This is a genomic window from Pacificitalea manganoxidans, from assembly GCF_002504165.1.
Taxonomy (GTDB): Bacteria; Pseudomonadota; Alphaproteobacteria; order Rhodobacterales; family Rhodobacteraceae; genus Pacificitalea; species Pacificitalea manganoxidans.
In genome coordinates, this window is the sequence record NZ_CP021404.1 from 697,672 (window position 1) to 718,710 (window position 21,039).

17 protein-coding genes, 2 tRNA genes and 1 pseudogene are annotated in these 21,039 nt (G+C 63.2%); 11 read left to right on the forward strand and 9 right to left on the reverse strand.

Annotated features, from left to right (window positions below; genetic code table 11):
* The first annotated feature begins 56 nt into the window (after window positions 1-56).
* The 4 genes from CBW24_RS03205 to CBW24_RS03220 all read left to right on the forward strand — a co-directional run bounded on the left by CBW24_RS03205 (window position 57) and on the right by CBW24_RS03220 (window position 2,933).
* Window positions 57-140: transfer RNA gene (locus CBW24_RS03205), tRNA-Leu, on the forward strand.
* A gap of 150 nt (window positions 141-290) precedes the next feature.
* The gene (locus CBW24_RS03210) at window positions 291-767 is read left to right on the forward strand and encodes a hypothetical protein (RefSeq protein ID WP_097372652.1); all 477 of its coding nucleotides are present in this window, start codon (window positions 291-293) and stop codon (window positions 765-767) included.
* Window positions 768-849: 82 nt separating this feature from the next.
* Window positions 850-1,944, forward strand: a complete 1,095-nt coding sequence (locus CBW24_RS03215) for a hypothetical protein (RefSeq protein WP_157773032.1) — start codon at window positions 850-852, stop codon at window positions 1,942-1,944.
* Window positions 1,945-1,994: 50 nt separating this feature from the next.
* Window positions 1,995-2,933 carry a phospholipase D family protein gene (locus CBW24_RS03220; RefSeq protein ID WP_097372654.1) on the forward strand — a complete coding sequence of 313 codons (939 nt, stop codon included), beginning with the start codon at window positions 1,995-1,997 and terminating at the stop codon, window positions 2,931-2,933.
* 43 nt (window positions 2,934-2,976) lie between these two features.
* Here CBW24_RS03220 and CBW24_RS03225 read toward each other — a convergent pair whose 3' ends face one another.
* Window positions 2,977-4,869: a bifunctional sugar phosphate isomerase/epimerase/4-hydroxyphenylpyruvate dioxygenase family protein gene (locus CBW24_RS03225; protein ID WP_097372655.1), complete on the reverse strand. Its 1,893-nt coding sequence runs from the start codon at window positions 4,867-4,869 to the stop codon at window positions 2,977-2,979.
* Window positions 4,870-5,214: 345 nt separating this feature from the next.
* Between CBW24_RS03225 and CBW24_RS03230 the strand changes: the two genes are divergently transcribed.
* The 4 genes and pseudogenes from CBW24_RS03230 to CBW24_RS03245 all read left to right on the forward strand — a co-directional run.
* On the forward strand, window positions 5,215-6,315 hold the full coding sequence (locus CBW24_RS03230) for an ABC transporter ATP-binding protein (protein ID WP_088662300.1): 1,101 nt from the start codon (window positions 5,215-5,217) through the stop codon (window positions 6,313-6,315).
* A gap of 115 nt (window positions 6,316-6,430) precedes the next feature.
* On the forward strand, window positions 6,431-7,552 hold the full coding sequence (locus tag CBW24_RS03235; protein ID WP_088662299.1) for an extracellular solute-binding protein: 1,122 nt from the start codon (window positions 6,431-6,433) through the stop codon (window positions 7,550-7,552).
* Between the two features lie 101 nt (window positions 7,553-7,653).
* Window positions 7,654-9,291 carry an ABC transporter permease gene (locus CBW24_RS03240; RefSeq protein ID WP_198405221.1) on the forward strand — a complete coding sequence of 546 codons (1,638 nt, stop codon included), beginning with the start codon at window positions 7,654-7,656 and terminating at the stop codon, window positions 9,289-9,291.
* A 14-nt stretch (window positions 9,292-9,305) separates the two neighbouring features.
* Window positions 9,306-10,151, forward strand: a pseudogene (locus CBW24_RS03245) (ABC transporter permease); the annotation flags it as partial.
* 87 nt (window positions 10,152-10,238) lie between these two features.
* Here the strand turns inward: CBW24_RS03245 and CBW24_RS03250 are convergent.
* The 7 genes from CBW24_RS03250 to CBW24_RS03280 form a co-directional block, all read right to left on the reverse strand.
* The gene (locus tag CBW24_RS03250) at window positions 10,239-11,168 is read right to left on the reverse strand and encodes an AEC family transporter (protein WP_097372656.1); all 930 of its coding nucleotides are present in this window, start codon (window positions 11,166-11,168) and stop codon (window positions 10,239-10,241) included.
* Window positions 11,168-11,965, reverse strand: a complete 798-nt coding sequence (locus CBW24_RS03255) for an MBL fold metallo-hydrolase (protein WP_088662575.1) — start codon at window positions 11,963-11,965, stop codon at window positions 11,168-11,170. Before CBW24_RS03255 ends, CBW24_RS03250 begins: the two co-directional genes overlap by 1 nt.
* Window positions 11,965-12,774 carry a TatD family hydrolase gene (locus tag CBW24_RS03260; protein WP_097372657.1) on the reverse strand — a complete coding sequence of 270 codons (810 nt, stop codon included), beginning with the start codon at window positions 12,772-12,774 and terminating at the stop codon, window positions 11,965-11,967. The genes CBW24_RS03255 and CBW24_RS03260 overlap by 1 nt, the downstream gene beginning before the upstream one ends.
* A gap of 18 nt (window positions 12,775-12,792) precedes the next feature.
* A complete protein-coding gene (locus CBW24_RS03265) occupies window positions 12,793-13,947 on the reverse strand; it encodes a DNA polymerase III subunit delta' (RefSeq protein ID WP_097372658.1) in 1,155 nt (384 codons plus the stop codon).
* Window positions 13,944-14,588, reverse strand: a complete 645-nt coding sequence (tmk, locus tag CBW24_RS03270) for a dTMP kinase (RefSeq protein ID WP_097372659.1) — start codon at window positions 14,586-14,588, stop codon at window positions 13,944-13,946. The genes CBW24_RS03265 and tmk overlap by 4 nt, the downstream gene beginning before the upstream one ends.
* 96 nt (window positions 14,589-14,684) lie before the next feature.
* Window positions 14,685-15,860, reverse strand: a complete 1,176-nt coding sequence (locus CBW24_RS03275) for a D-alanyl-D-alanine carboxypeptidase family protein (RefSeq protein WP_374708986.1) — start codon at window positions 15,858-15,860, stop codon at window positions 14,685-14,687.
* A gap of 67 nt (window positions 15,861-15,927) precedes the next feature.
* Complete coding sequence (locus CBW24_RS03280) at window positions 15,928-16,962, reverse strand: SPOR domain-containing protein (RefSeq protein WP_097372660.1); 1,035 nt, start codon at window positions 16,960-16,962, stop codon at window positions 15,928-15,930.
* A 193-nt stretch (window positions 16,963-17,155) separates the two neighbouring features.
* Between CBW24_RS03280 and CBW24_RS03285 the strand changes: the two genes are divergently transcribed.
* A tRNA-Ser gene (locus tag CBW24_RS03285) sits at window positions 17,156-17,245 on the forward strand.
* Window positions 17,246-17,469: 224 nt separating this feature from the next.
* Here the strand turns inward: CBW24_RS03285 and CBW24_RS03290 are convergent.
* Entirely contained in the window at window positions 17,470-18,384 is a 915-nt protein-coding gene (locus CBW24_RS03290; protein WP_097372661.1) for a LysR family transcriptional regulator, read from the reverse strand.
* A gap of 116 nt (window positions 18,385-18,500) precedes the next feature.
* On the opposite strand from CBW24_RS03290, the gene CBW24_RS03295 reads away from it, so the two are divergent.
* Both CBW24_RS03295 and CBW24_RS03300 read left to right on the forward strand, forming a co-directional pair.
* Window positions 18,501-19,154 carry a pyroglutamyl-peptidase I gene (locus CBW24_RS03295; protein ID WP_157773034.1) on the forward strand — a complete coding sequence of 218 codons (654 nt, stop codon included), beginning with the start codon at window positions 18,501-18,503 and terminating at the stop codon, window positions 19,152-19,154.
* Between the two features lie 13 nt (window positions 19,155-19,167).
* Window positions 19,168-21,006, forward strand: coding sequence for an ABC transporter ATP-binding protein (locus CBW24_RS03300; RefSeq protein ID WP_097372663.1), 1,839 nt, complete (start codon window positions 19,168-19,170; stop codon window positions 21,004-21,006).
* Window positions 21,007-21,039: the final 33 nt, after the last annotated feature.

Genomic DNA, 21,039 nt, shown 5'->3' on the forward strand with positions numbered 1-21,039 from the left:
ACCGCCCCGCCCGGTGTAAGAACCACCCGCCCGGCCCCTATGGCGCCGAGGTCAGTGCGGGTGTGGCGGAACTGGTAGACGCACCAGATTTAGGTTCTGGCGCCTTTGGCGTGGGGGTTCGAGTCCCTTCACCCGCACCACTGATCCTCTCAGACGAATCCAAGCCACCATTCGCCCTGCCAACTAGGCGGGGTCTTGCAGACCTGCGTGATCCAGTTGACAGAGCGGATTTGATCCTGTAGGTTGATTCTAGGCAAGGTAGAGGTGCATGGGGGTTAACGATGAAGCTAGTGAGTTCCGGAAAAGAGGTCATCGACAACATAGCGAGCCTGCAGCATGCGCTTCAGACCTCGGACGAGTTGGTGGACCGGCTGGCATTTGTTCATGCCTTTTACGTCGATGACCGCGATAAGGATGATCTGAAATTCGGCTTCAGCAAGTGGGTCGGGTATCACGACCTAGATGCGGACACCTATCTGGCCGATTACAAATCCCTGAACGGGCGCAGCACGGAGGCGGCGCTTGCGGAATTTTTCGAAGAGCTCAGCCCGTCTTCCCCTGCGTATCGCAAATATCACGAAGTCCTTGTGAATTGGCTCGACGGTTTCGGTAAACGACCGCGCAAATCCGTGCGTCTGATGGTTTTGCGGCCTGACCACGCCATTGAGGCACCCGCCGGTGAGGATCGGCGTTTGCTGGATCTGCTGCTTGCCGTCGCTGACCTGTTGCCGGTCGAGCAACGCCACGAACTGCGCGCGAAACTTTAAGCGCCCCTCCAAGTCTGTTGTCGAAAGCCCGTGCACGCGCTGCACGGGGGGTGTCCAACTATGTCTAGTGAATGGTGAGTATATGTCCCGCGATATTATCAACATTGGCGCGCTACAAAGTCACGTCGACATGTTGCTCCGGAATGCGAGTCCCGCACTCAAAGAGCGTGCACCCGGATTGCGAAACGCAATGGTTCGGATCGCCATGCATTCCGATAGTGTCGTGCGCGCCCGCCGTCGGAAGACTGATCCTGACTGGGCGCAAACGAAGTTCAAAGCGCAAAGCGTGCTTTACAGATTTCAACCCGACCGGTTTTTTGACCGACGTTTGCGCGCGTTGCTGACTGTTTTCGAAAACGTAACGCAGCTGGCCGGATCGAATGAAACTGGGGCACGAGATGCGCAGGCCTTCTTGCGGGGGGTGCCGCATCGCGGTCGGGACATCGACGACCTTGAGGACCGCGCCGCCGATCTGTTGGATCGTGCCCAGCGGGCGGCATTGCGTGCGCGACGGTTTGAAACGGTGTGTGCCAAAAACAGGCAGATCAGCGGCCAAATCACGGCGGAGCGCTGCACGACGTTGGATGAAGTCATAAAGCTGGGGCGCGAAGGTCAGAACTGTCTGGCCCACGATCTGGAATATTGGCGCAATTTTCTAGCGAAGACGCGCGCATTCTGGGCCCTGCGGGGCGAGGCGGGTCTGGTGGCGGTATTGGAGGTCGATTGTGAACGCGGCGCGGTCGTCGCGGCGCTTGGGCCCTCCAACGAGGCAATTGGCCTGCGCCATTTGCAGGATGTTGTCCGGTTCTGCTTGGGACAAGGGCTCGCACTTGGCAGTGCGGGCGAGGGTCTGCTGCCGGAATATGCCGGGGATTACCTTGTCCCGCCTCGGGTTGTTCGGGTGGAGGGGCACACCGCGTTCTATGCCGAATGGCACGGGGCTGTGCGGATAGATCTTGTAAAGGAGCGCGGTCGCCGTCGGCGTGGAAGGGCATCGACGCTCGCTGTCGCGTTGAACCCGTCCGTGCCGCTGATTGAGGCGGTGCTATCCTCTGACCTGCAAGACGAACTGGAAGATTTCGGACATAAAAGGTTGCGGAAAATCATCGGAACGGTTGCATTGGATCAAACCGCCCCGACGATCATGCAGCACAGATTGCTGGCCATGACGGCCTGATTTGGGAAATGAACGCGAAAGTCGCGATTTTAACCAGTGGAGAGACTAACATGACTATTCTGACCGGACCGGCAATCGGTGAAGCCGCGCGACAGATCTGCCAATCTGAAGGCGAGCGCTATCTGGCTGTTTCCTATTGGAGCGGGGGCTCAAGTGATTGGTTGCTAAAAGATGCGGAGTTGGAAAACCTGCATGTCGTATTGGATGTCAACGCTGGCGGGACGTCCCCGGATGAATTTAGAAATCTTCAAAGACTTCTTGGCGATCGGCTGCGCGTGCATCCCGATCTGCACGCAAAAACATTCTCGAGCGAGGTTGCCGCGCTTGTTGGCTCTGCGAATGCGACCCGGCCTGGACTGCAGATGAGACCAGACGGTCGTCTGGAACTGGCAGCGCATATCGAAGGGAGTGATGCTGCCGAGGCCTTCTTAAATGCCAAAACGGCGTATCAGGCGGGAAGCGAAGCCACCAACGATCATTATGGAATATGTGAGCTTCGATATCGACGCAACGGTCTTAACGTCATCGAAGCTGGCCAGATAGCGCCACTGAATTTTCTTGCAGCACTGAGACAGCAGCCCCATCTCTATGAGGCGATGCCATTAATTTATACAGATCAGAACCTGGAGGACATCGAAGGCGCAGCGCAAGCATTCGCTGACCTTGGTATCGGGGAAGATCTGAATTGGAACTATTGGGACGTGTATGAGTTCGAATTTCCACCCGAAATCTTTAATGAAAAATGTGTTGCATTGCATATTGGGGCGCAGGGCGGGATGTCTGTCGCGATCGTGCGGCCGATAGCAACGCAAGATGATTTTACGTTTGTTCAAAGGGTGTTATGGCGTGAGGTGCCGGGCTTTGAATATAACGGGCGCGGCGCTCGTTATATACAGGACGGCTACGACACGATCTGGGCCGCTATCGAGGATTTCGAAGGCGCACGGATCACCAATGTGCTGGATTTGATCACCCGGCTTCGGGGCTAGGGCAGTAACCCGCGCATCCCAAAACAGGATGCGCGGGCGCGCTTTATCTTCGCGGGACGCCCTTGCCGGGTTGGGCGCGTTTTTGGGCGGCGATGCGGAAGGGGGCGTTGGCGGCGCCGTAGCCTGCGTAGCTGCCGCGGCGCTGGACGATTTCAAAGAACATGCCGTCGCCATAGGTCTGCGAGAAAATCTGGAAGAATTCCGCGTCGCCGTGGCGATCATAGAGGATGTTCGCCGCGCGCATCCGGTCGAGCAGGTCGGGGTCGAGGCCGAAGCGCGCTTCGAGGTCTTCGTAGTAGTTTTCCGGCAGTTTGAGCGGCGCGAACCCGTTGGCCGAAAGCGCCTGCGCGGTGGCGAAGATGTCATCGGTTTCAAAGGCCGCGTGCTGCACCGCCGAGCCGAAACTGTCGGCCAAGTAGCGCCCGGCGAAGGTTCGGTGGCTTTCGGCGCCGTTGAGGGTGACGCGCAGCTTGGCGTCCGGGCTTTCGATCACCTGCGAGCGGACGATGCCATCGGGGTCGATCACGTCGACCATCGGCGATTTCGACGCCTCGAACAGGGAGGTGTAGAACAGCGACCAGCTGAGCATTTCCTCGTAATTCATGGTCTGCGCGATGTGGTCGATGCGGGTCAGCCCGGCGGGGGTGACCTGTGCCTCGTCCTGCGCCGGCTTAAATTCCACGTCCCAGACGCGGCTCAGATCGGCGCTGTCGTCGATGAAGTGCATGACGCCGCCGCCGACACCGCGAATGGCGGGAATGTCGAGTTCACCGGGGCCGATGGGCTGGCTGAAGGTGGGCGTGCCAAGCGCCACGGCCCGGTCCACCGTCGCCTGCGCATCGGCCACGCGCAGACCCAGATCGCAGATGCTGGTGCCGTGCATGATATAGGCGGAATGGGCGAAGCCTTCGCGCTCGGTATTGATGACGATGTTGATCTCGCCCTGCCGCCATAGGGTCACGTCCTTGGCGATGTGCCGCCCGGCGCGCTGGAAGCCCATCGTGTGCAGAAGCGCGCCCAGACGTTCGGCCTCGGCCTCGTCGGCGGCGAATTCGATGAACTCGAACCCGGAGGAGGCGACGGGGGCGGGGATCGCGGGGGCGTCGATGCGCAGGCTCGGCTCCGCCCGACGCACGCTGTCGATCAGGTTGACGAGCGAGCGATAGCCATCAGCGGCGACCATGCGCGGGCTGCCCATGCGGAACTGATCGTTGAAGATCTCAAGGCTGAGCGGCCCTTGGTAGCCGGTGGCCAGCACCGCGCGGGTAAAGCCGGTCACGTCCAGATCGCCCTCGCCGGGCATATTGCGGAAATGGCGGGACCAGTAGAGCAGATCCATTTCGATCTGCGGCGCATCGGCCAGATGGATGTAGAAGATCCGGTCGCCGGGGATGGAGCGGATGGTGTCGGGATCGATCTTGCGCCCCAGCGTGTGGAAGCTGTCGAGGATCAGACCGACATTGGTGTGATCGGCGCGGCGCACGACCTCCCACGCGTCGCGGTGATCGTTGATATGCTTGCCCCAGCACAGCGCCTCGTAGCCCACGCGGATGCCCTTGGCGGCGGCGCGGTCGCCCAGTTCGGCGAAATCGGCGGCGATCCGGTCAATGCCACCCAGACTTTCGGGATGGCAGGAGGAGCACATCAGGATCAGATCGACCTCAAGTTCATTCATGATGTCGAATTTGCGCTCGGCGCGGTCGAAGGCGCGGCTGCGCTGAGGTTCGGGCAGGCCTTCGAAATCGCGGAAGGGCTGGAACAGGGTGATCTCCAGACCGTGGTCGCGGATCATGCGGCCGACATCGCGCGGGGTGCCATCGAAGGCGAGGAAATCCTGTTCGAAAATCTCGACCCCGGAGAAGCCCGCAGCGGCGATCGCTTCGAGTTTTTCGGACAGGTCTCCGGGGACCGTGACGGTGGCGATGGATGTCTTCATGGCGTTGGTTTCCCCTGAGTTCAGGCTACGGCGCCGTTCTATCGCGGTGGGGCGCAGATGCACAGAGGGCAGGCACAGTGCGAACATGACGCAGGGGCGGGTGCCGGTTTTGCCCGATAGATGACGTATGGTAAGCCTGCGGCGGCGGAGATTTCGGCCATATCGCGGAAGGGTGCGCTATCATTCGGCAATCACGCATGTGTTCGCCCCCTGTTCCGGCGTTTCCGCAAAGTTAGTTTGCTGTTTTTTCGGTCCAAGGCATTGAATACTGGCGTTCACCTTGTTCTAGTCAGGGCAATTCGAGCGGCATCAAGACCGCCAATGAGATAAAATAGGGGAGCGGCTTTGGGAGATACCACGGCTCAGGACGCCTTTGTCGAATACGACCGGGTGCAGAAAAGCTACGACGGCGAAACGCTTGTCGTGAAGGATCTCAACCTCAGACTGCCGAAGGGCGAGTTTCTGACGATGCTGGGGCCCTCGGGGTCCGGCAAGACCACCTGCCTGATGATGCTGGCGGGCTTCGAGACCGCGACGCATGGCGAAATCAAGCTGGCGGGCAACCCGATCAACAACATTCCTCCGCATAAGCGCGGCATTGGGATGGTGTTCCAGAATTATGCGCTGTTTCCGCATATGACCGTCGCTGAAAACCTCGCCTTTCCGCTGATCGTCCGTAAGCTGGGCAAATCGGAGCGCGAGGCAAAGGTCAAACGCGCGCTCGACATGGTGCAAATGGGCGAATTCGGCGGGCGGCGTCCGGCACAATTGTCCGGTGGCCAGCAGCAGCGAATTGCATTGGCCCGCGCGCTGGTTTTTGAACCCGAATTGGTGTTGATGGACGAGCCTTTGGGCGCGCTCGACAAGCAGCTTCGCGAGCATATGCAATTCGAAATCAAGCATATCTCCGACAATCTGGGCATCACGGTGGTCTATGTGACCCATGACCAGACCGAGGCGCTGACCATGTCGGACCGCGTTGCGGTGTTCGACGATGGCCGCATTCAGCAGCTGGCCCCGCCCGATGAGCTGTATGAAGCGCCGCAGAACAGTTTCGTGGCGCAGTTCATCGGTGAAAATAACACGCTGGAAGGCACGGTCGAGAAGCTCGCAGGCGGGCAGGCTCTGGTCCGGCTCGACGATGGGTCGCTGATCGATGCGAAGCCCGTCAACGTCAATTCCGTGGGCGACCGCACCGTGATCTCGATCCGGCCCGAACGGGTGGAATTCAACCCCGTGAAGCTGTCGGACGACGCGCATACGCTGAAGGCCGAGGTGCTGGAATTCATCTATATGGGCGATATTTTCCGCACGCGGCTGCGGGTTGCGGGGAATGACAATTTCATCGTCAAAACCCGTAACGCACCGGGTCAGGTGCGGATGACGCCCGGCCAGACCGTGGAAATCGGCTGGATGCCTGACGACGCGCGCGCGCTCGACGCGTGAGCCAAGTTTGCGGCGCGCCGGGCCCAAGGGCCCCGGCAGTCGCCGCCGATCCGGGCCATGTCCCTCAGCCCCGGATCCGACGATCAGAAAGGGACACCAATTGGGAGAATTTCGTATGAAATTAACGACCACACTTCTGGCCACGACCGTTCTGTCTATGGCCGCAGCCCCCGTTTTTGCTGAAAGCCACACCGAAATGGCCGACAGCATGACCATCGTGTCGTGGGGCGGCGCCTACCAGATGAGCCAGCAGAAGGCTTATACCGAGCCTTACGCCGCAGAAAATTCCGACGTCAGCGTCACTTGGGACGAAAGCTCCCCCGAGGCGGTGGCCAAGCTGCGTGCGCAGAACGAAGCGGGCAACGTGACGTGGGATCTCGTCGACGTCGTGGCGTCCGACGCCATCCGCCTGTGCGACGAAGGTCTGGCGATGGAGTTCGATCCCGACGAGCTTCTGGCCGAAGGCGATGACGGCACCCCGGCCTCCGAGGATTTCGGCGATCTGATCGTGTCCGACTGCTTTATCCCGCAGATCGTCTATTCGACCACCGCCGCCTATCGCCCGGACCTGCTGCCCGAGGGCGCGCCGGAGCCCGACAGCATCTGTGCGATGTTCGACACGGAAACCTATCCCGGCAAGCGGACGCTGGAAAAGCGCCCGATCAACAACGTCGAATGGGCGCTTCTGTGTGACGGTGTCGCCAAGGAAGACATCTACGACGTGCTGGAGACCGAAGAAGGTCAGGATCAGGCCTTTGCCAAGCTCGACACCATCAAGGATCAGGTCGTGTGGTGGTCCGCCGCCGCCGAGCCGCCGCAGCTTCTGGCTGATGGCGAGGTCGTGATGGGCTCGTCCTATAACGGGCGCTGGTTCTCCGCGATCGAAGAGCAGGACCAGCCGTTCGAAATGCTGTGGGACGCGCAGGTGTTCGACCTTGACGGCTGGATCATTCCCGCCGGTCTGCCCGAAGACCGTCTGGCGCGCGTGAAGGATTTCGTGAAATACGCGACCGACACCCAGCGTCTGGCCGATCAGGCGAAATACATCTCCTACGGTCCGGCCCGGAACTCCTCCGCGCCGTTGGTGGGGCAGCACGCCGATCTGGGCATCGACATGGCTCCGCATATGCCGACCGATCCGGCCAACTCGGAAAACACGTTCCTCTACAACTACGAGTGGTGGGCTGATTACCGCGACGATCTGGACGCCAAGTTCCAGGCGTGGCTCGCACAGTAATCTAACCGGCACGACGGACGGGGGCGGTGTCACGCCCCCGTCCACACCATCCGAATGCCCGCGTCAGACGGGCCGATGATCACCACAGGTGAGGGAACTTCATGGCAGATGCTATTCAGGGCAACACCGGCAAAACCGGACCGACACCCGATGACGGTCTGCGCATCGCCGAGAACGAGGATGCGGATGGTCGTATGATCGCCGCCGACGGCACGCCCCTGAAACGCTCGTTGCAGCGCTCGCTGCGCCGCCAGAAGATCCGCGCATTGCTGTTGATCGCACCGCTGCTGATTTTCGTGCTGGTCACGTTTATCGCGCCGATCGCGGACATGCTGTTCCGTTCCGTCGAAAACGACATCGTGGCCGAAACCCTGCCGCGCACCGTCGCCGCGCTGGACGAGTGGGATTACCAGCAGGGCGGGGACGCGCCCGACGAAGACGTGTTTGCCGCGTTCTACTATGATCTGGTGGTCGCCGCCGAGGCCAAGACCCACACCCGGCTGGGCAGCCGCCTGAATTACGAGACTACCGGCATTTCGTCGCTGTTCCGCAAATCGGGGCGCCGGGCCGACCGGCTCGATACCGATATCTACACCGAACAATTCACCGCGCTTGATCCGGCTTGGGAAAGCCCGGCGACATGGATCGCGCTGACCGATGCGCTGGCCGATGGCCGGGCCGAGACCCTGCCCGAGACGCAAAGCGCGTGGCAGGGCTTTGCCCGCATCGTGGAGCTCGACGGCGACGATATCGCCGAAGAGCAACCTTGGGATTTCGTCTATACCGCGCTTTACCGCGATCTGGCCGCCAACGGAGCGCCGGGGAACCTTGACGGGGCCACGGGTGCCTTGGTCACGGCCGCGGCGCAGGCGGTGCCGGAATTTGAAACCGTGTCCATCCGCGATCAGTTCGTGGACGTTGACGATGACTGGCTCGACCCGGAGGTCTGGGGCACGATCAAGGCCTATTCGGGGGAGTTCACCCCCGGCTATTTCCTGAATTCCGTCGACTATCAGCTCACCCCCGCCGGGGTGGAGCCGCAGCCCGACGATCAGGCGATCTACATCCTGTTGTTCAAGCGCACGCTGTTCATGTCGCTGATGATTACCGTCAGCTGCATCGCGCTGGGCTATCCGGTGGCGTGGCTGCTGGCCAATATCAAGGCGCGGCACGCGAACCTGCTGCTGATCCTCGTGCTGCTGCCGTTCTGGACCTCGCTGCTGGTGCGGACCTCGGCGTGGAAAATCCTGCTGCAGCAACAGGGTGTCATAAACGATATCCTTGTGTGGATCGGGATCATTGGTGACGGCAACCGGCTGGTCATGATCAACAACCAGTTTGGCACGATCGTGGCGATGACCCATATCCTGCTGCCATTCATGATCCTGCCACTTTATTCGGTGATGCAGACCATTCCGCCGACCTATCTGCGCGCGGCGAAAAGCCTTGGCGCGACCAACAGTTACGCGTTCTGGAAGGTCTATTTCCCGCTCTCGGTGCCGGGGATCGGGGCGGGGTCGATCCTCGTCTTCATCCTCGCCATCGGCTACTACATCACGCCTGAACTGGTGGGCGGCACCACGGGCACGTTCATCTCGAACCGGATCGCCTACCATATCTCCAGCTCGCTGAACTGGGGGCTGGCGGCGGCGCTGGGCTCCATCCTGCTGGCGGTGGTGATGATCCTTTACTGGGCCTACGACCGCATCGTCGGCATCGACAACGTGAAGCTGGGGTAATCGACATGTCTTCTCTGCCTCCCTACGCCACGACCGGCCAGCGCATCTGGTATTACGCTTTTCGGGTGCTCTGCGGTCTGATCTTCTTCTTCCTGATCGCGCCGATCCTCACGATCATCCCGTTGTCGTTCAACGCGGAGAACTTCTTTACCTTCACGCCGAAGATGCTGGCGCTCGATCCCGAGGGCTATTCGCTGAAGCATTACCGGGACTTCTTTACCAATTCCGACTGGCAGCAGGCATTGCGCAATTCGCTGACCATCGCGCCGGTGGCGACGCTTCTGTCGGTGGGGTTCGGCACGCTGGCTGCCATCGGGCTGTCGCAGCCGCATGTGCCGTTTCGTCGGGCGATCATGGCGATCCTGATTTCACCGATGATCGTGCCGCTCATCATCTCGGCGGCGGGGATGTATTTCTTCTATTCGCGGATGGGGATGCAGGGCACCTATCTGGGTGTGGTTCTGGCCCATGCCGCGCTGGGTATTCCGTTTGTCATCATCACCGTCACCGCGACGCTGGTCGGCTTTGACCGGTCGCTGACGCGGGCGGCGGCGAATATGGGCGCGGGGCCGGTGCGGACCTTCTTCAAGGTGCAGATGCCGTTGATCCTGCCGGGCGTGATCTCCGGCGGGCTATTTGCCTTCATCACGTCGTTCGATGAGGTGGTGGTGGTGCTGTTCGTGGGCTCCGCCTCGCAGAAAACGCTGCCGTGGCAGATGTTCATCGGTCTGCGCGAGCAGATCAGCCCGACGATTTTGGCGGTTGCGACGATCCTTGTGGCGATTTCGGTGCTGCTGCTGACCACGGTGGAATTGCTGCGTCGGCGGAGCGAGCGGCTGCGCGGCATGTCGCCCGGCTGACGGATTAGAAGAACAGTTGAGGGACTGTGGAGCGACCCGGTGCAGCGATGCGCCGGGTCTTTTCGTGGGCGGCCTTGGCGCGGGTGCTTAGGGCAGGATCGACAGCCACACCCACATGGACAATGTGGTCAGGGCCGTGGCGATCAGCACCGAAGACGCCGCCACCCGTTTTGCCACGCCATACATGTTGGCGAAGAGATAGGCGTTCACCCCCGGCGCGACCCCGGCTGTCAGCACAGCGGAGCGGAGCGATGCGGTGTCGAGATGGGCAAACCGGCCCAGCGTGTAAACGATCACCGGGTGCACGATCAGCGACACCGCGGAGATATAGGCGATGGTGGCGCGGTCGCCTTCGGGGCGGTAGCGATACAGCACCCCGCCCAGCCCGAACAGCGCGACCGGCAACGCGGCGCGGATGATCAGATCCAGCGCGTCGGTCGCGACGCCGGGCAGCGGGACGCCGCCCAGATTGAACACCGCGCCCAGCAGGATGCCCAGCACCAGCGCGTTGCTGAACACCGCATGCAGGATCTGACGCGCGGTGGCCACGACGCCGCCGCCGCGATTGCGCACGATCTCCATCGCGGTGAGCCCCACGAGGTAGCCGAACGGTGCGTGGAAGGCGATAATCATGTAATTGGCGGTCAGCGCGTCGGACCCGTAGGCGCGTTCCGTGATCGGCAGGCCCAGCAGAACGGTGTTGGAGAACAGCCCGATAAAGCCGATGGCCACGCTGTCTTCCCATGGGCGGTGAAACAGATACCGCGCGCCCAGCAGCCCCAGAAAGAACCCGGTCAGCGCCCCGGTGTAGAAGATCGCCAGCAAGGCGACATCGAAATGCTGGCTGAGGTCGAGTTGATAGATCGCGCGGAACAGCAGGCACGGGATGGCGAAGCCCTGCGCGAAATGCATCAGCCCGTCGACCTCGGCCTCGCTGAACAGCCGCCGCCACGCCGCAAGGTAGCCAAAGCCCACGACAAGGAAGACCGGCAAGATGACATCGATGAGCGCGGCCATCAGGCGGGGTAGCTGATCACCAGCCCGTCATGGGCGGGGGTGATGTGGTCGGCGGTCTCGGCGTCGAGGATCTGATAGTCGAGATCGATATGCAGATTGGTGAGGATCGCGCGGCGCGGGCGGGCGCGCTCGATCCAGCCAAGGGTCTGTTCCAGATGCGCGTGGCTGGGATGTGGCTTGCGGCGCAGCGCATCGACGATCCAGCAATCCAGCCCGTCCAGCAGCGGCCAGACCGGTTCGGGGATGTCGTTTACGTCCGGCAGATAGGCCACGTCGCCGATGCGGAAGCCGAGCGCATCGATATTGCCGTGGCGCACTTCGAACGGGGTCAGGGTGATGGTGCCGCCCGCGCCCGCCACCTGCACTGCGCCGTCGATCCGGTGCAGGTTCAGGATTGGCGGATAAGCGGAGCCTTCGGGCTGCACGAAGGCATAATCGAACCGGGTGACCAGCGCTTGGGCCGTGACCTCATCGGCCCAGACATCCAGCCGCTCGCGCGTGTTGAACACCACCATGCGCAGATCGTCGATGCCGTGGACATGATCGGCATGGGCGTGGGTATAGACCGCCGCGTCCAGCGTTCCGATCCCCGCGTCGAGCAGTTGCGACCGCAGATCGGGCGAGGTGTCGATCAGCACGCGGGTCACGCCGTTGGTGCCGAAGCGTTCGATCAACAGCGAACAGCGGCGGCGGTGGTTGCGCGGGTTCGAAGGATCGCATTCGCCCCAATGGCCGCCCAGTCGCGGCACCCCGCCCGACGAGCCGCAGCCAAGGATGGTGAAGCGCAGTTCTCCCATCAGGCGGCCTGTGCCCGCCATGCCGCGGCCTTGGTGAACAGGCGCTCGAAATTGGCGGTGCTGCGGGCGGCGAATTCCTCCAGCGAGACGCCGAACACATCGGCGCCGACCTGCGCGGTGAACGCGGTATAGGCGGGCTCGTTGCGTTTGCCGCGATAGGGTGGCGGGGCAAGGTAGGGGCTGTCTGTTTCCACCAGAACCCGGTCCAGCGGCGCAGCGGCAAAGATGTCGCGCACCTCTTTGCTGCGGGGGAAGGTCGCGATGCCCGACATCGACAGGTAGAAGCCCAGATCGAGCGCGGTTATCGCCAGATCGGGACCGGAACTGTAGCAATGCATCACGCAGGAAAACGGCGCATTGGCGTGTTCTTCGGTCAGGATCGCGGCCATGTCGTCATCCGCCGCGCGGGCATGGATGATCAGCGGCAGTCCGGATTGCGCGGCAGCGGCGCAGTGGATGCGCAGGCTTTGCTTTTGCACCTCGGCGCTGTCCGCCGTGTAATGGTAATCCAGCCCGGTTTCGCCGATGCCGACCATCTTGGGATGCGCGGTGAGGGCCAGCAGATCCTCGACGCTGACGAGCGGCTCATCGGCGGCGCTCATCGGATGGGTGCCTGCGGCAAAGAACACGCAATCATGCGCCTCGGCGATGGCCTGCACCTGCGGCAGCTGCCGCAGCTTGGTGCAGATCGTCACCATCCGGGTGACACCGGCGGCCTGCGCGCGGGCGATGATATCGTCGCGTTCCTCGTCGAAGTCGGGGAAATCCAGATGGCAATGGCTGTCGACGATCTCGGGAGGCTGGGTCATGAAGATCCGGGATTGGTGCTAGGGCTGGGATACGGTGCGCGCCGCAGCGGCGCCGTTGATCCGCATCAGGGTATCAAGGATCAGCGCGGCAGGGTCAAGGTTGACCGCCCGGCCATGACGGGCGCGGGTGCCCAACTCGTCATGCAGCACGGCCCAGTGCCGGGCGCTGCCCGAATCCGGGCAGAGCCGAAGCATCAGCGCGGCTTCGTTCGGGCCTGCCTCGGGCGACGGAGGACCGGCGACGCCGGTGCGGGCCAGCCGGGCGAGAAACAGATCGATCAGCGCCAGCGTCAGATCGCAGCGGGCCTCCGCGCCCCGGCCCGCGCAGCTGTCGGCCAGCTTGATCGCGCGGCTGCGGTCCATCTGCGGCAACCCGTCGAAGAGGGTAAGCAGATCTGCATAGAGCTTGACCCCGTCCTCGTGCATGAGCGAAATCGCGGCCCCCACCGACCCCGCGGCCAAGGCCGCCAGCGCGCCGTCTTCGTCCGGCGCGTCGAGCCCGGCCTGTTCAACGGCGCGGGCCAGATCGGCCGGCGCCAGCGGCCCGCAGCGCAGGGTGCGACAGCGCGACCGGATCGTCGGCAGCAGGCGCGAGGGCTGGTGACTGATGAGCAGCAGCACCGCGTTTTTCGGCGGCTCCTCCAGCAATTTCAGCACCGCGTTGGCGGCGGAGGTGTTCAGTTCATCGGCACTGTCGACGATGACGACACGGCGTCCGCCTTCGACGGCGGACATGGTGAAAAACCCCTTCATCCCGCGCGCGGCATCCACGGTGATGTCTTGTTTCAGGCGCTTGGCCTTATCGTCGTAGGGGCGGCGAAGCAGGAACAGGCGCGGCTCCGACAGGGCGCGGACGCGTCGGGCGATGGGGTGATCTGCGGGCAAATCGAGGCTGTCTGCGGCGGCGGGCGCGTCGGTCCCGCCCGGAAGCAAATCATCCCCGGTCAGGGGAGCGGCCAGCAGGAAGCGCGCGATCTTCCACGCCAGCGTCGCCTTGCCCACGCCTTCGGGGCCGGTGATGAGCCATGCGTGATGCAGCCGGCCCGAGTTGAACGCCTCCAGAAACGTTTGCTCCGCCGCGCCGTGACCATGCAGCACGCCCGTGTCGCGGGGGTGTGGGGCGCCGTCGATCCGGTCGGCTTCGGGGCGGTCTTCGGTGACGGGCGCCTTCATGCGCGCTGCTCCAGCCGGGCGGCGACGCGGGACAGGATGTCGGCGGCGACCTCATCGGGGCTGCGGTCCCCCGACACGACGGTGCAGCGCGGTTCGGCCTCCGCCAGCGCGAGAAACCCCGCGCGCATACGCCGTTGCAGATCCTCGCCAAAGCCTTCGAAGCGTTCTTCGGTGCCGCCCCGCCCCAGCGCGCGGGCCAGACCCGTCGCCGGGTCCAGATCGACGATCACGGTCAGGTCCGGCTCGATTTCGATCATCAGATCGTGCAGCGCGTCGACCTGCGCGCGCAAATCGCCCCGGCTGAGGCCCTGATACATCCGCGTGCTGTCGGCGAACCGATCGGTGATCACGATCTGGCCCGCGGCGAGCGCCGGGCGGATGAGCTTTTCCAGATGATCGCGGCGGGCGGCGGTGAACAGCAAGATCTCGGTCTCGGCCGACCAGCGGTCCGGGTCGCCCTCCAGCACCAGTTTGCGGATCAGTTCGGCCCCTTCGGAGCCGCCCGGCTCCCGCGTCAGCACCACGTCATGCCCGGCGTCGCGCAGAGACTGCGCCAGCCGTTTGGCCTGAGTGGATTTGCCGGAGCCGTCGATGCCCTCGAAGCTGATGAACAGGCCGTGCTGGCCGTCGCTGTCGGTCATGATGCGCCCGCTGTCTTCCCGTCGTCGTCCGTCGTCATGCCGGGCGCAGATGCCCGGCGCAGAGGCCACGGCAGGGGATCGCCCGGCGCGCGGCGTTTAAAGTCCGGCGGCGTCGTCCGTCCACTGGTTGAACAGAACGGTTGCGGCGGTCCGGACCCGCGGCACGAAGCCGCCGCGCTGTATCGCACGTTCGGCGACGAGAGGGAATTCCCGAGCTTGCATGTCCGGCATCCGCACTGTCAGCGTGCCGATCTGCTGGCCCGGCTCCACCGGCGCGCGCAGCGGCGTCTGATAGGTCACTTCGGCCTCGATATTGTCCTGCACCAAAGCGGGCACCAGCAGATCGAGATCCTGCCCCAACACGGCGCTCACCCGCGGCTCCGCGCCCATCCAGACGGGGATTTCAGCAAGGCGGGTGCCTTCCTCGGCGACGGTTTTCTGGACGAACTGGCGGAAGGCCCAGTTGACGATGCGCTGCGCTTCCTCGGCGCGCTCGGCCTCGGATTCCAGCCCGGAGATGACGAATACGATCCGGCGCGAGCCCTGCACGGCGGACCCGACAAGCCCGTAGCCCGCTTCGGCGGTGTGCCCGGTCTTCAGCCCATCGGCGCCGATGCCAAGCCGCAGCAGCGGATTGCGGTTGCGATGGTTCTGCGGCGCGCGCCCGTCAAAGGCGAACTCCTTCAGCCCGAAATAGCCGTAGTATTCAGGAAATTCCTCGATCAGGCGGCGGGCCAGTTCGCCCAGATCGCGCATGCTCATCCGTTGGTTCGGATTGGGCCAGCCAGAGGCATTGGCAAAGGTCGAACTGGTCATCCCCAGCGCCTGTGCGCGCTCGTTCATCATATGGGCAAAGGCATCTTCGGTCCCGGCAAGCCCTTCAGCCACCACGACGCAGGCGTCGTTGCCCGATTGCACGATGATGCCCTTGATCAAATCCTCCACGCGGGGGCGGTCGGTCTCATCGAGAAACATCGTCGAGCCGCCCATCGCCTTGGCCCGGGACGAGACGTTGAACGTGGTATCGAGCGTCACGCGCCCGTCGCGCAGCGCCTCGAACACCATGTTGAGGGTCATCAGCTTTGACATCGAGGCAGGCGGCAGCGGCGTGTCGGCGTTTTTGGTCAGCAACACGGTGCCGGTGGTCTGGTCGATCACATAGGCGGCGGTGGCGCGGGTGTCGAACTGGGCCTGTGCCGCGATCGGCAGACACAGCAGGATCAGCCCGGCAAGGGCCGCGAACGGTGCGGTGAGACGGTGCATGGCGCTCATCACTCTCCTGTCGGCGGAGGCGCAGGCTGCGGCCCCCTGGGATGGATCATGCCACGCGCTTAGTGGATCAGCGCGAGACAAAATAGGCGTCGGCGTAGCCCATCGCCTTCACTTTCGCGAGAATGGCCTCGCGGTCATTGGATGTCGTGGCGGGGCCGACGACGACGCGCCAGAAATCGGTGCCGGAGCTTTCTTGGGCGTAGACGGTCGGCACCACGCCCGCGCTGCGCAGCGCATCGGCGGAGCGTTCGGCATTGGCCTCGACGCTGAAGATACCGATCTGGACAAAGGGTTTGGACAGAGTGCCGGGGGCGCGTGGCGCGGCGGTCGCGCTGGCAAGCGGCGTGGCGCTCGCAGAAGGCTGCGCGGCGGCGGTGGCGCGTGCTTCGGCGGCGTCAATCGCCGCTGCGGCCCCGGCGATTGGATCGAGCGTGGTGGCGCGGATCGCTTCGGGGGCGGTCAATACACCTTCGCCAGCGGAGGCGGCGACGGGTGTCGCGGCAGGCACGGGGGCCGGGGTCTTTTTCTGCCAGAACCAGCGGCGGCCCGAAGCAGGCGCGGCCTGCGCTGTGGCGGGCGCGGCGGCAATCACCACCTCCCCCTCGGCGGGCGCTTCGCCCGCGATCACCGGCGCGGTCGGCGCGGCGGCACTGCCGGCGGTTGCCTCGACCTGCGCTTTTTCCTCGCGGCGCAGGGCGGTGACGTTCAGCACGGTCGGCTGCCCCGCCAGCAGGCCCAACGCGTTTGCCGCATCCGCCGAAACCTGAATCTTGGGCCCTGCGGCTTCGCGTTCGCGCTTGAACAGCGCCCCGATCACGAATTGGCCGTTGCTTTCGTTGCGGATGATGACCCGTTCGGGATCGCCGACATCGGGATGCGCCACCCAGACCCCGCCAAGCGAAGGACGCCCGTCCCACAGCCCCGGTTCGGTCGATTGGAACACTTCGGGCGCTTCGATGTCACGTTCGACCAGACGGGTGGCGGCAGGCCGGTCGGCGGCAGCGCCCACGTCCGAGCCCGCATCCGCCCCCGGCTCGCACGCCGCAAGCGCGGCAAGCAGAGTCCCGCCGGAAATGGCTCTCAGGAAAAAACCCGTCTTCATTACTGCCCCTTTCGGCGCCTGCGCCGCGCCCGGAGCCGCCCTGCGGCCCGTTTCTGCCCTGTCCAGCCCTGTGCATGGCCGGTTTTTCCGAAGCATACAGCCAGTTCCGCAACGGGAAAAGGGCCGTGGTCCGCGTTCGGCAGTTTTCAGCGGGCTTCCAGAATCACTTCGCCCGTCCTAGGAGGTCCGCGCCGGAGGAGTGGCAGAGTGGTCTATTGCACCGGTCTTGAAAACCGGCGTGCGTGAGAGCGTACCGTGGGTTCGAATCCCACCTCCTCCGCCATGAGACGCGATGAGAATGGCGTAAGCCTTAGATCTCATCTCATGGGGCATATGTTCCACCTCCGAAAGCCCTACTGAGCGGCGCCTCTTGTGCCCCCTTATCCCAGATGCATCGGACCTTAGCCCCGGCTCGTTCATGTCGAGGTTGGCCACGCACAGTAGAATTGCGGGATCGACTTGGCGTCAGCGCGGGCCGATCTGACCACGGGGGGCGGATCAGTCAGCTCAATGCGCGCTCGCGCCTAAATCCGCGTCAAATGTCGCGGCGGTTTCGCGCAGGATGTCGACAAATTCCGTTATCATGCTGGAGACCGCCTGAATATCGGGCTGGGCGACCACATAGGTATGATTCAAGCGCGGTTCGAAAGGCCGCGTCACGACGCCGTTCTGGCGCCAAGGATGCGCGGCGAAGGGCTCTATCAACCCGACGGCAAGATTTTCCGCAATGAGCGCATAGCCGGTGTGCGAGCTCTGTGTGGCGATGTCGCTGCTGAACCGGACGCCGGAATTCTCCAGCACCGCGGTTGTGGCGTCCCAATCCACTTCTCCCTCGGGGAGGATGCGCAGGACATTTTCGCCCTCGAGGTCCTGCGGCACGATCACGTCCTTGCCCGACAGAGGATGCGAGGCATGCATCGCGCACACATGGGGCACTCGCAGGAAGGTCTCTTGGGTCAGCCCCGGCAGGTCGGGGAAGGCGTGGGTAATTCCTAGGCTGGCCTGATGTGTCTGCAACCTGAGCGCGATCTTTGTGTATGAGGCAGATTCAAGCTGGAATGCCACATTTGCGTGCAGTTTGCGAAAGCGGTAAATCGCCTTGGGGACGATACTCGTCGACAACGCGGGCGTCGCAAAGACCTTCAGTGAGGTCGGCGACCGGTCGCGAAGTTGCTGGGCGGAATGCTCCAATTCGTCGATCCCGATAAAGAACCTGTCTACCGCCGAATAGAATTGCGTGGCCTCGGGCGTTGGATGCAGTCGCCCCTTGCTCCGCTCGAACAGCTTGAAACCTAAGTGAAATTCAAGATCCGTGATCAACCGGCTGACGGCGGGCTGGGTCACGGACATGAGTTTTGCCGCCTGCGCCGTGGTCCCGGTTTGCATCACGCATCGAAAGGCTTCGACCTGCCGGTGCTTCATGTCCTGTCCTGCGGTATATAAGGTTTACACATAGACCTATGCAGCAAAATGACTTTACTGCAACAGTTCCGTGACCAAGAAATGTGCCCAATTTTACGTCATGGAAGGACGCAGGGGTGCATCAACCACGGATACTCGTCGCCGGTTACGGCGCATGGGCTAAGGCGGAAAATAACCCGGCTGCACAAGTTGTAGGGGAACTGCGCAAGCGCAGTTGGACCGGGTGCGAGGTGATCGGCCATGTGATGCCGGTCAACAGTGACGATCTTCCGGCGAGCATCGACGCGCTGCTCGACGCACACTGCCCGGATGTCTGGCTCGGCATGGGCGTGTCGGAAGCGGCGATCATCCAAACCGAAATGGTTGGCATCAACTGGCGGCACTTCGACGTGCCGGACAGGTCTGGTGCGCAGGTCGACCTGTCGCCGATCGTGCCCGGCGGGCCAGTAGCCTACAACGCTACCCTGCCGCATGCCGAAATGGTCGCCGCTGTGACCGCTGCGGGGATCCCGGCGGCGGTGTCGTTCCACGCCGGAACGCATCTGTGCAACCAGATGCTCTATACCACCGCGCATGCGATCCAGACGCGCGGCCTGCCGACCCTCACCGGGTTCATCCATGTGCCGCAGACCCCCGGCAACGTCGCCGAGATGGGCGGGCGCAAACGGCAGACAGCCTCCATGAGCCTTTCCATGACAACCGATGCCATCGCGATCTGCATCGACACGCTCGCGACCGCATTGGCAGCCCGACAAACCGAGACCGTTTGAGCAGGAGACCGACATGCCCGAGACCACCCCAACACAAGCGCCCCTGCTGTCTGTCCGCGACCTGAGCGTCGAGTTCGGCGAACCGTCTTCAGCCGCCCGTGTTGTCGACGGCGTGTCTTTTGATCTCGCTCACAACCGCACGCTTGCCATTGTCGGCGAGTCCGGGTCTGGCAAGTCGATCACGTCACTGGCGATCCTCGGCCTGCTGAAACATCTGGGTGGTCGCGTTGCGGGGGGCGAACTGCTGTTTCAGAGCGACGTTCTCGGGCGGCAGGTGGATCTCGGGCAATTGTCCGAACGCGAGTTGCGCAAGGTGCGCGGCAACGAGATTGCGATGATCTTTCAGGAGCCGATGACCTCGCTGAACCCGGTCTACACGATCGGGTCGCAGATGGGCGAAACGCTGGCGCTGCACCAAGATCTGTCGCGGGGCGCGGCGCGACGCAAGGCGCTTGAGTTTCTCGATCTGGTCCGGTTGCCCAATGCCAAGCGGCTGCTCGACAACTACCCCCACCAGCTGTCCGGGGGTATGCGCCAGCGGGTGATGATCGCCATGGCGCTCTGCTGCCAGCCCAAGATCCTGATCGCGGACGAGCCGACCACGGCGCTCGACGTCACCATTCAGGCGCAGATCTTGCACATCATCCGCGACCTTCAGGCTGAGATGCAGACCTCGGTGATCTTCATCAGTCATGACATGGGCGTCGTGTCGGAAATGGCCGATGACGTGCTGGTGATGCGGGCCAGCAAGCCTATCGAGGCCGGGGCGGTGAAAGAGGTGCTGGGTCAACCCAAGGCGCCGTATACCCAAGCGCTTCTGGCAGCTGTGCCGCGCATCGGATCAATGACGGGCACCACGATGCCGAAGCTCTTCGACATTCCGGGGCAGGAGATTGCGCCCGAAGAGGTTCCGGCCAAGCCGGTGGATCGTAGCAAGCCGGTTCTGGAGATCGAGGACCTGACGGTGCGCTTCGACATCCGGGGCGGGCTGCTGAGCCGCGTGACCCACCGTGTCCATGCAGCCGAGAAGGTGTCGTTCAATATCTATCCCGGCGAGACGCTGGCGCTTGTCGGTGAATCCGGCAGCGGCAAGTCGACCGTTGGCAAGACCATCCAGCAATTGCAGGAGCCGGTCTCCGGCGCGATGCGCTTTCACGGGCAGGGTATCTTTTCGCTGCCTGCCGACGACCGCAAGGCGTTCCGCAAGCAGACGCAATACGTCTTTCAGGACCCCTACGGCTCGCTCAACCCGCGCAAGCCGGTGGGTGAGAGCCTGATCGAACCGGCATGGGTGCATGGTCTGGTCAACTCCCGCGCCGAAGCAGAGGCGAAGGTCGCGGACCTTCTGGTCAAGGTCGGTCTGCCGGCGGAACATGCGGGGCGCTATCCGCACCAGTTTTCAGGCGGACAGCGCCAGCGTCTGTGCATTGCCCGCGCGCTGGCCTGCGATCCGAGCCTGATCATCGCGGATGAGGCGGTTTCGGCCCTTGATGTCAGCGTTCAGGCGCAGGTGGTCAACCTGCTGATGAAGCTGCAGGCGGAGCAGGGGCTGTCCTACCTGTTCATCACCCATGACATGGCGGTGGTCGAGCGCATCAGCCACCGGGTCGCCGTGATGTATCTGGGCCAGATCGTCGAGATCGGCACCCGCCAGCAAATCTTTGAAAATCCGCAGCACCCCTACACCAAGCGGCTTCTGTCCGCCGTGCCGGTGCTCAACCCCGGCATGCGCCCGGCCCGGCCGCCGCTTGAAGGCGAGATCCCCAGCGGCATGCGGGCCGTCGGAGACGAACCCGCACCGATCGAATTCGTCGCGGTCAGCGACGGGCACTTCGTCGCCGCACGGGCCTGATCCCACGTTCAATCGACCTTTCACTACCCCAAC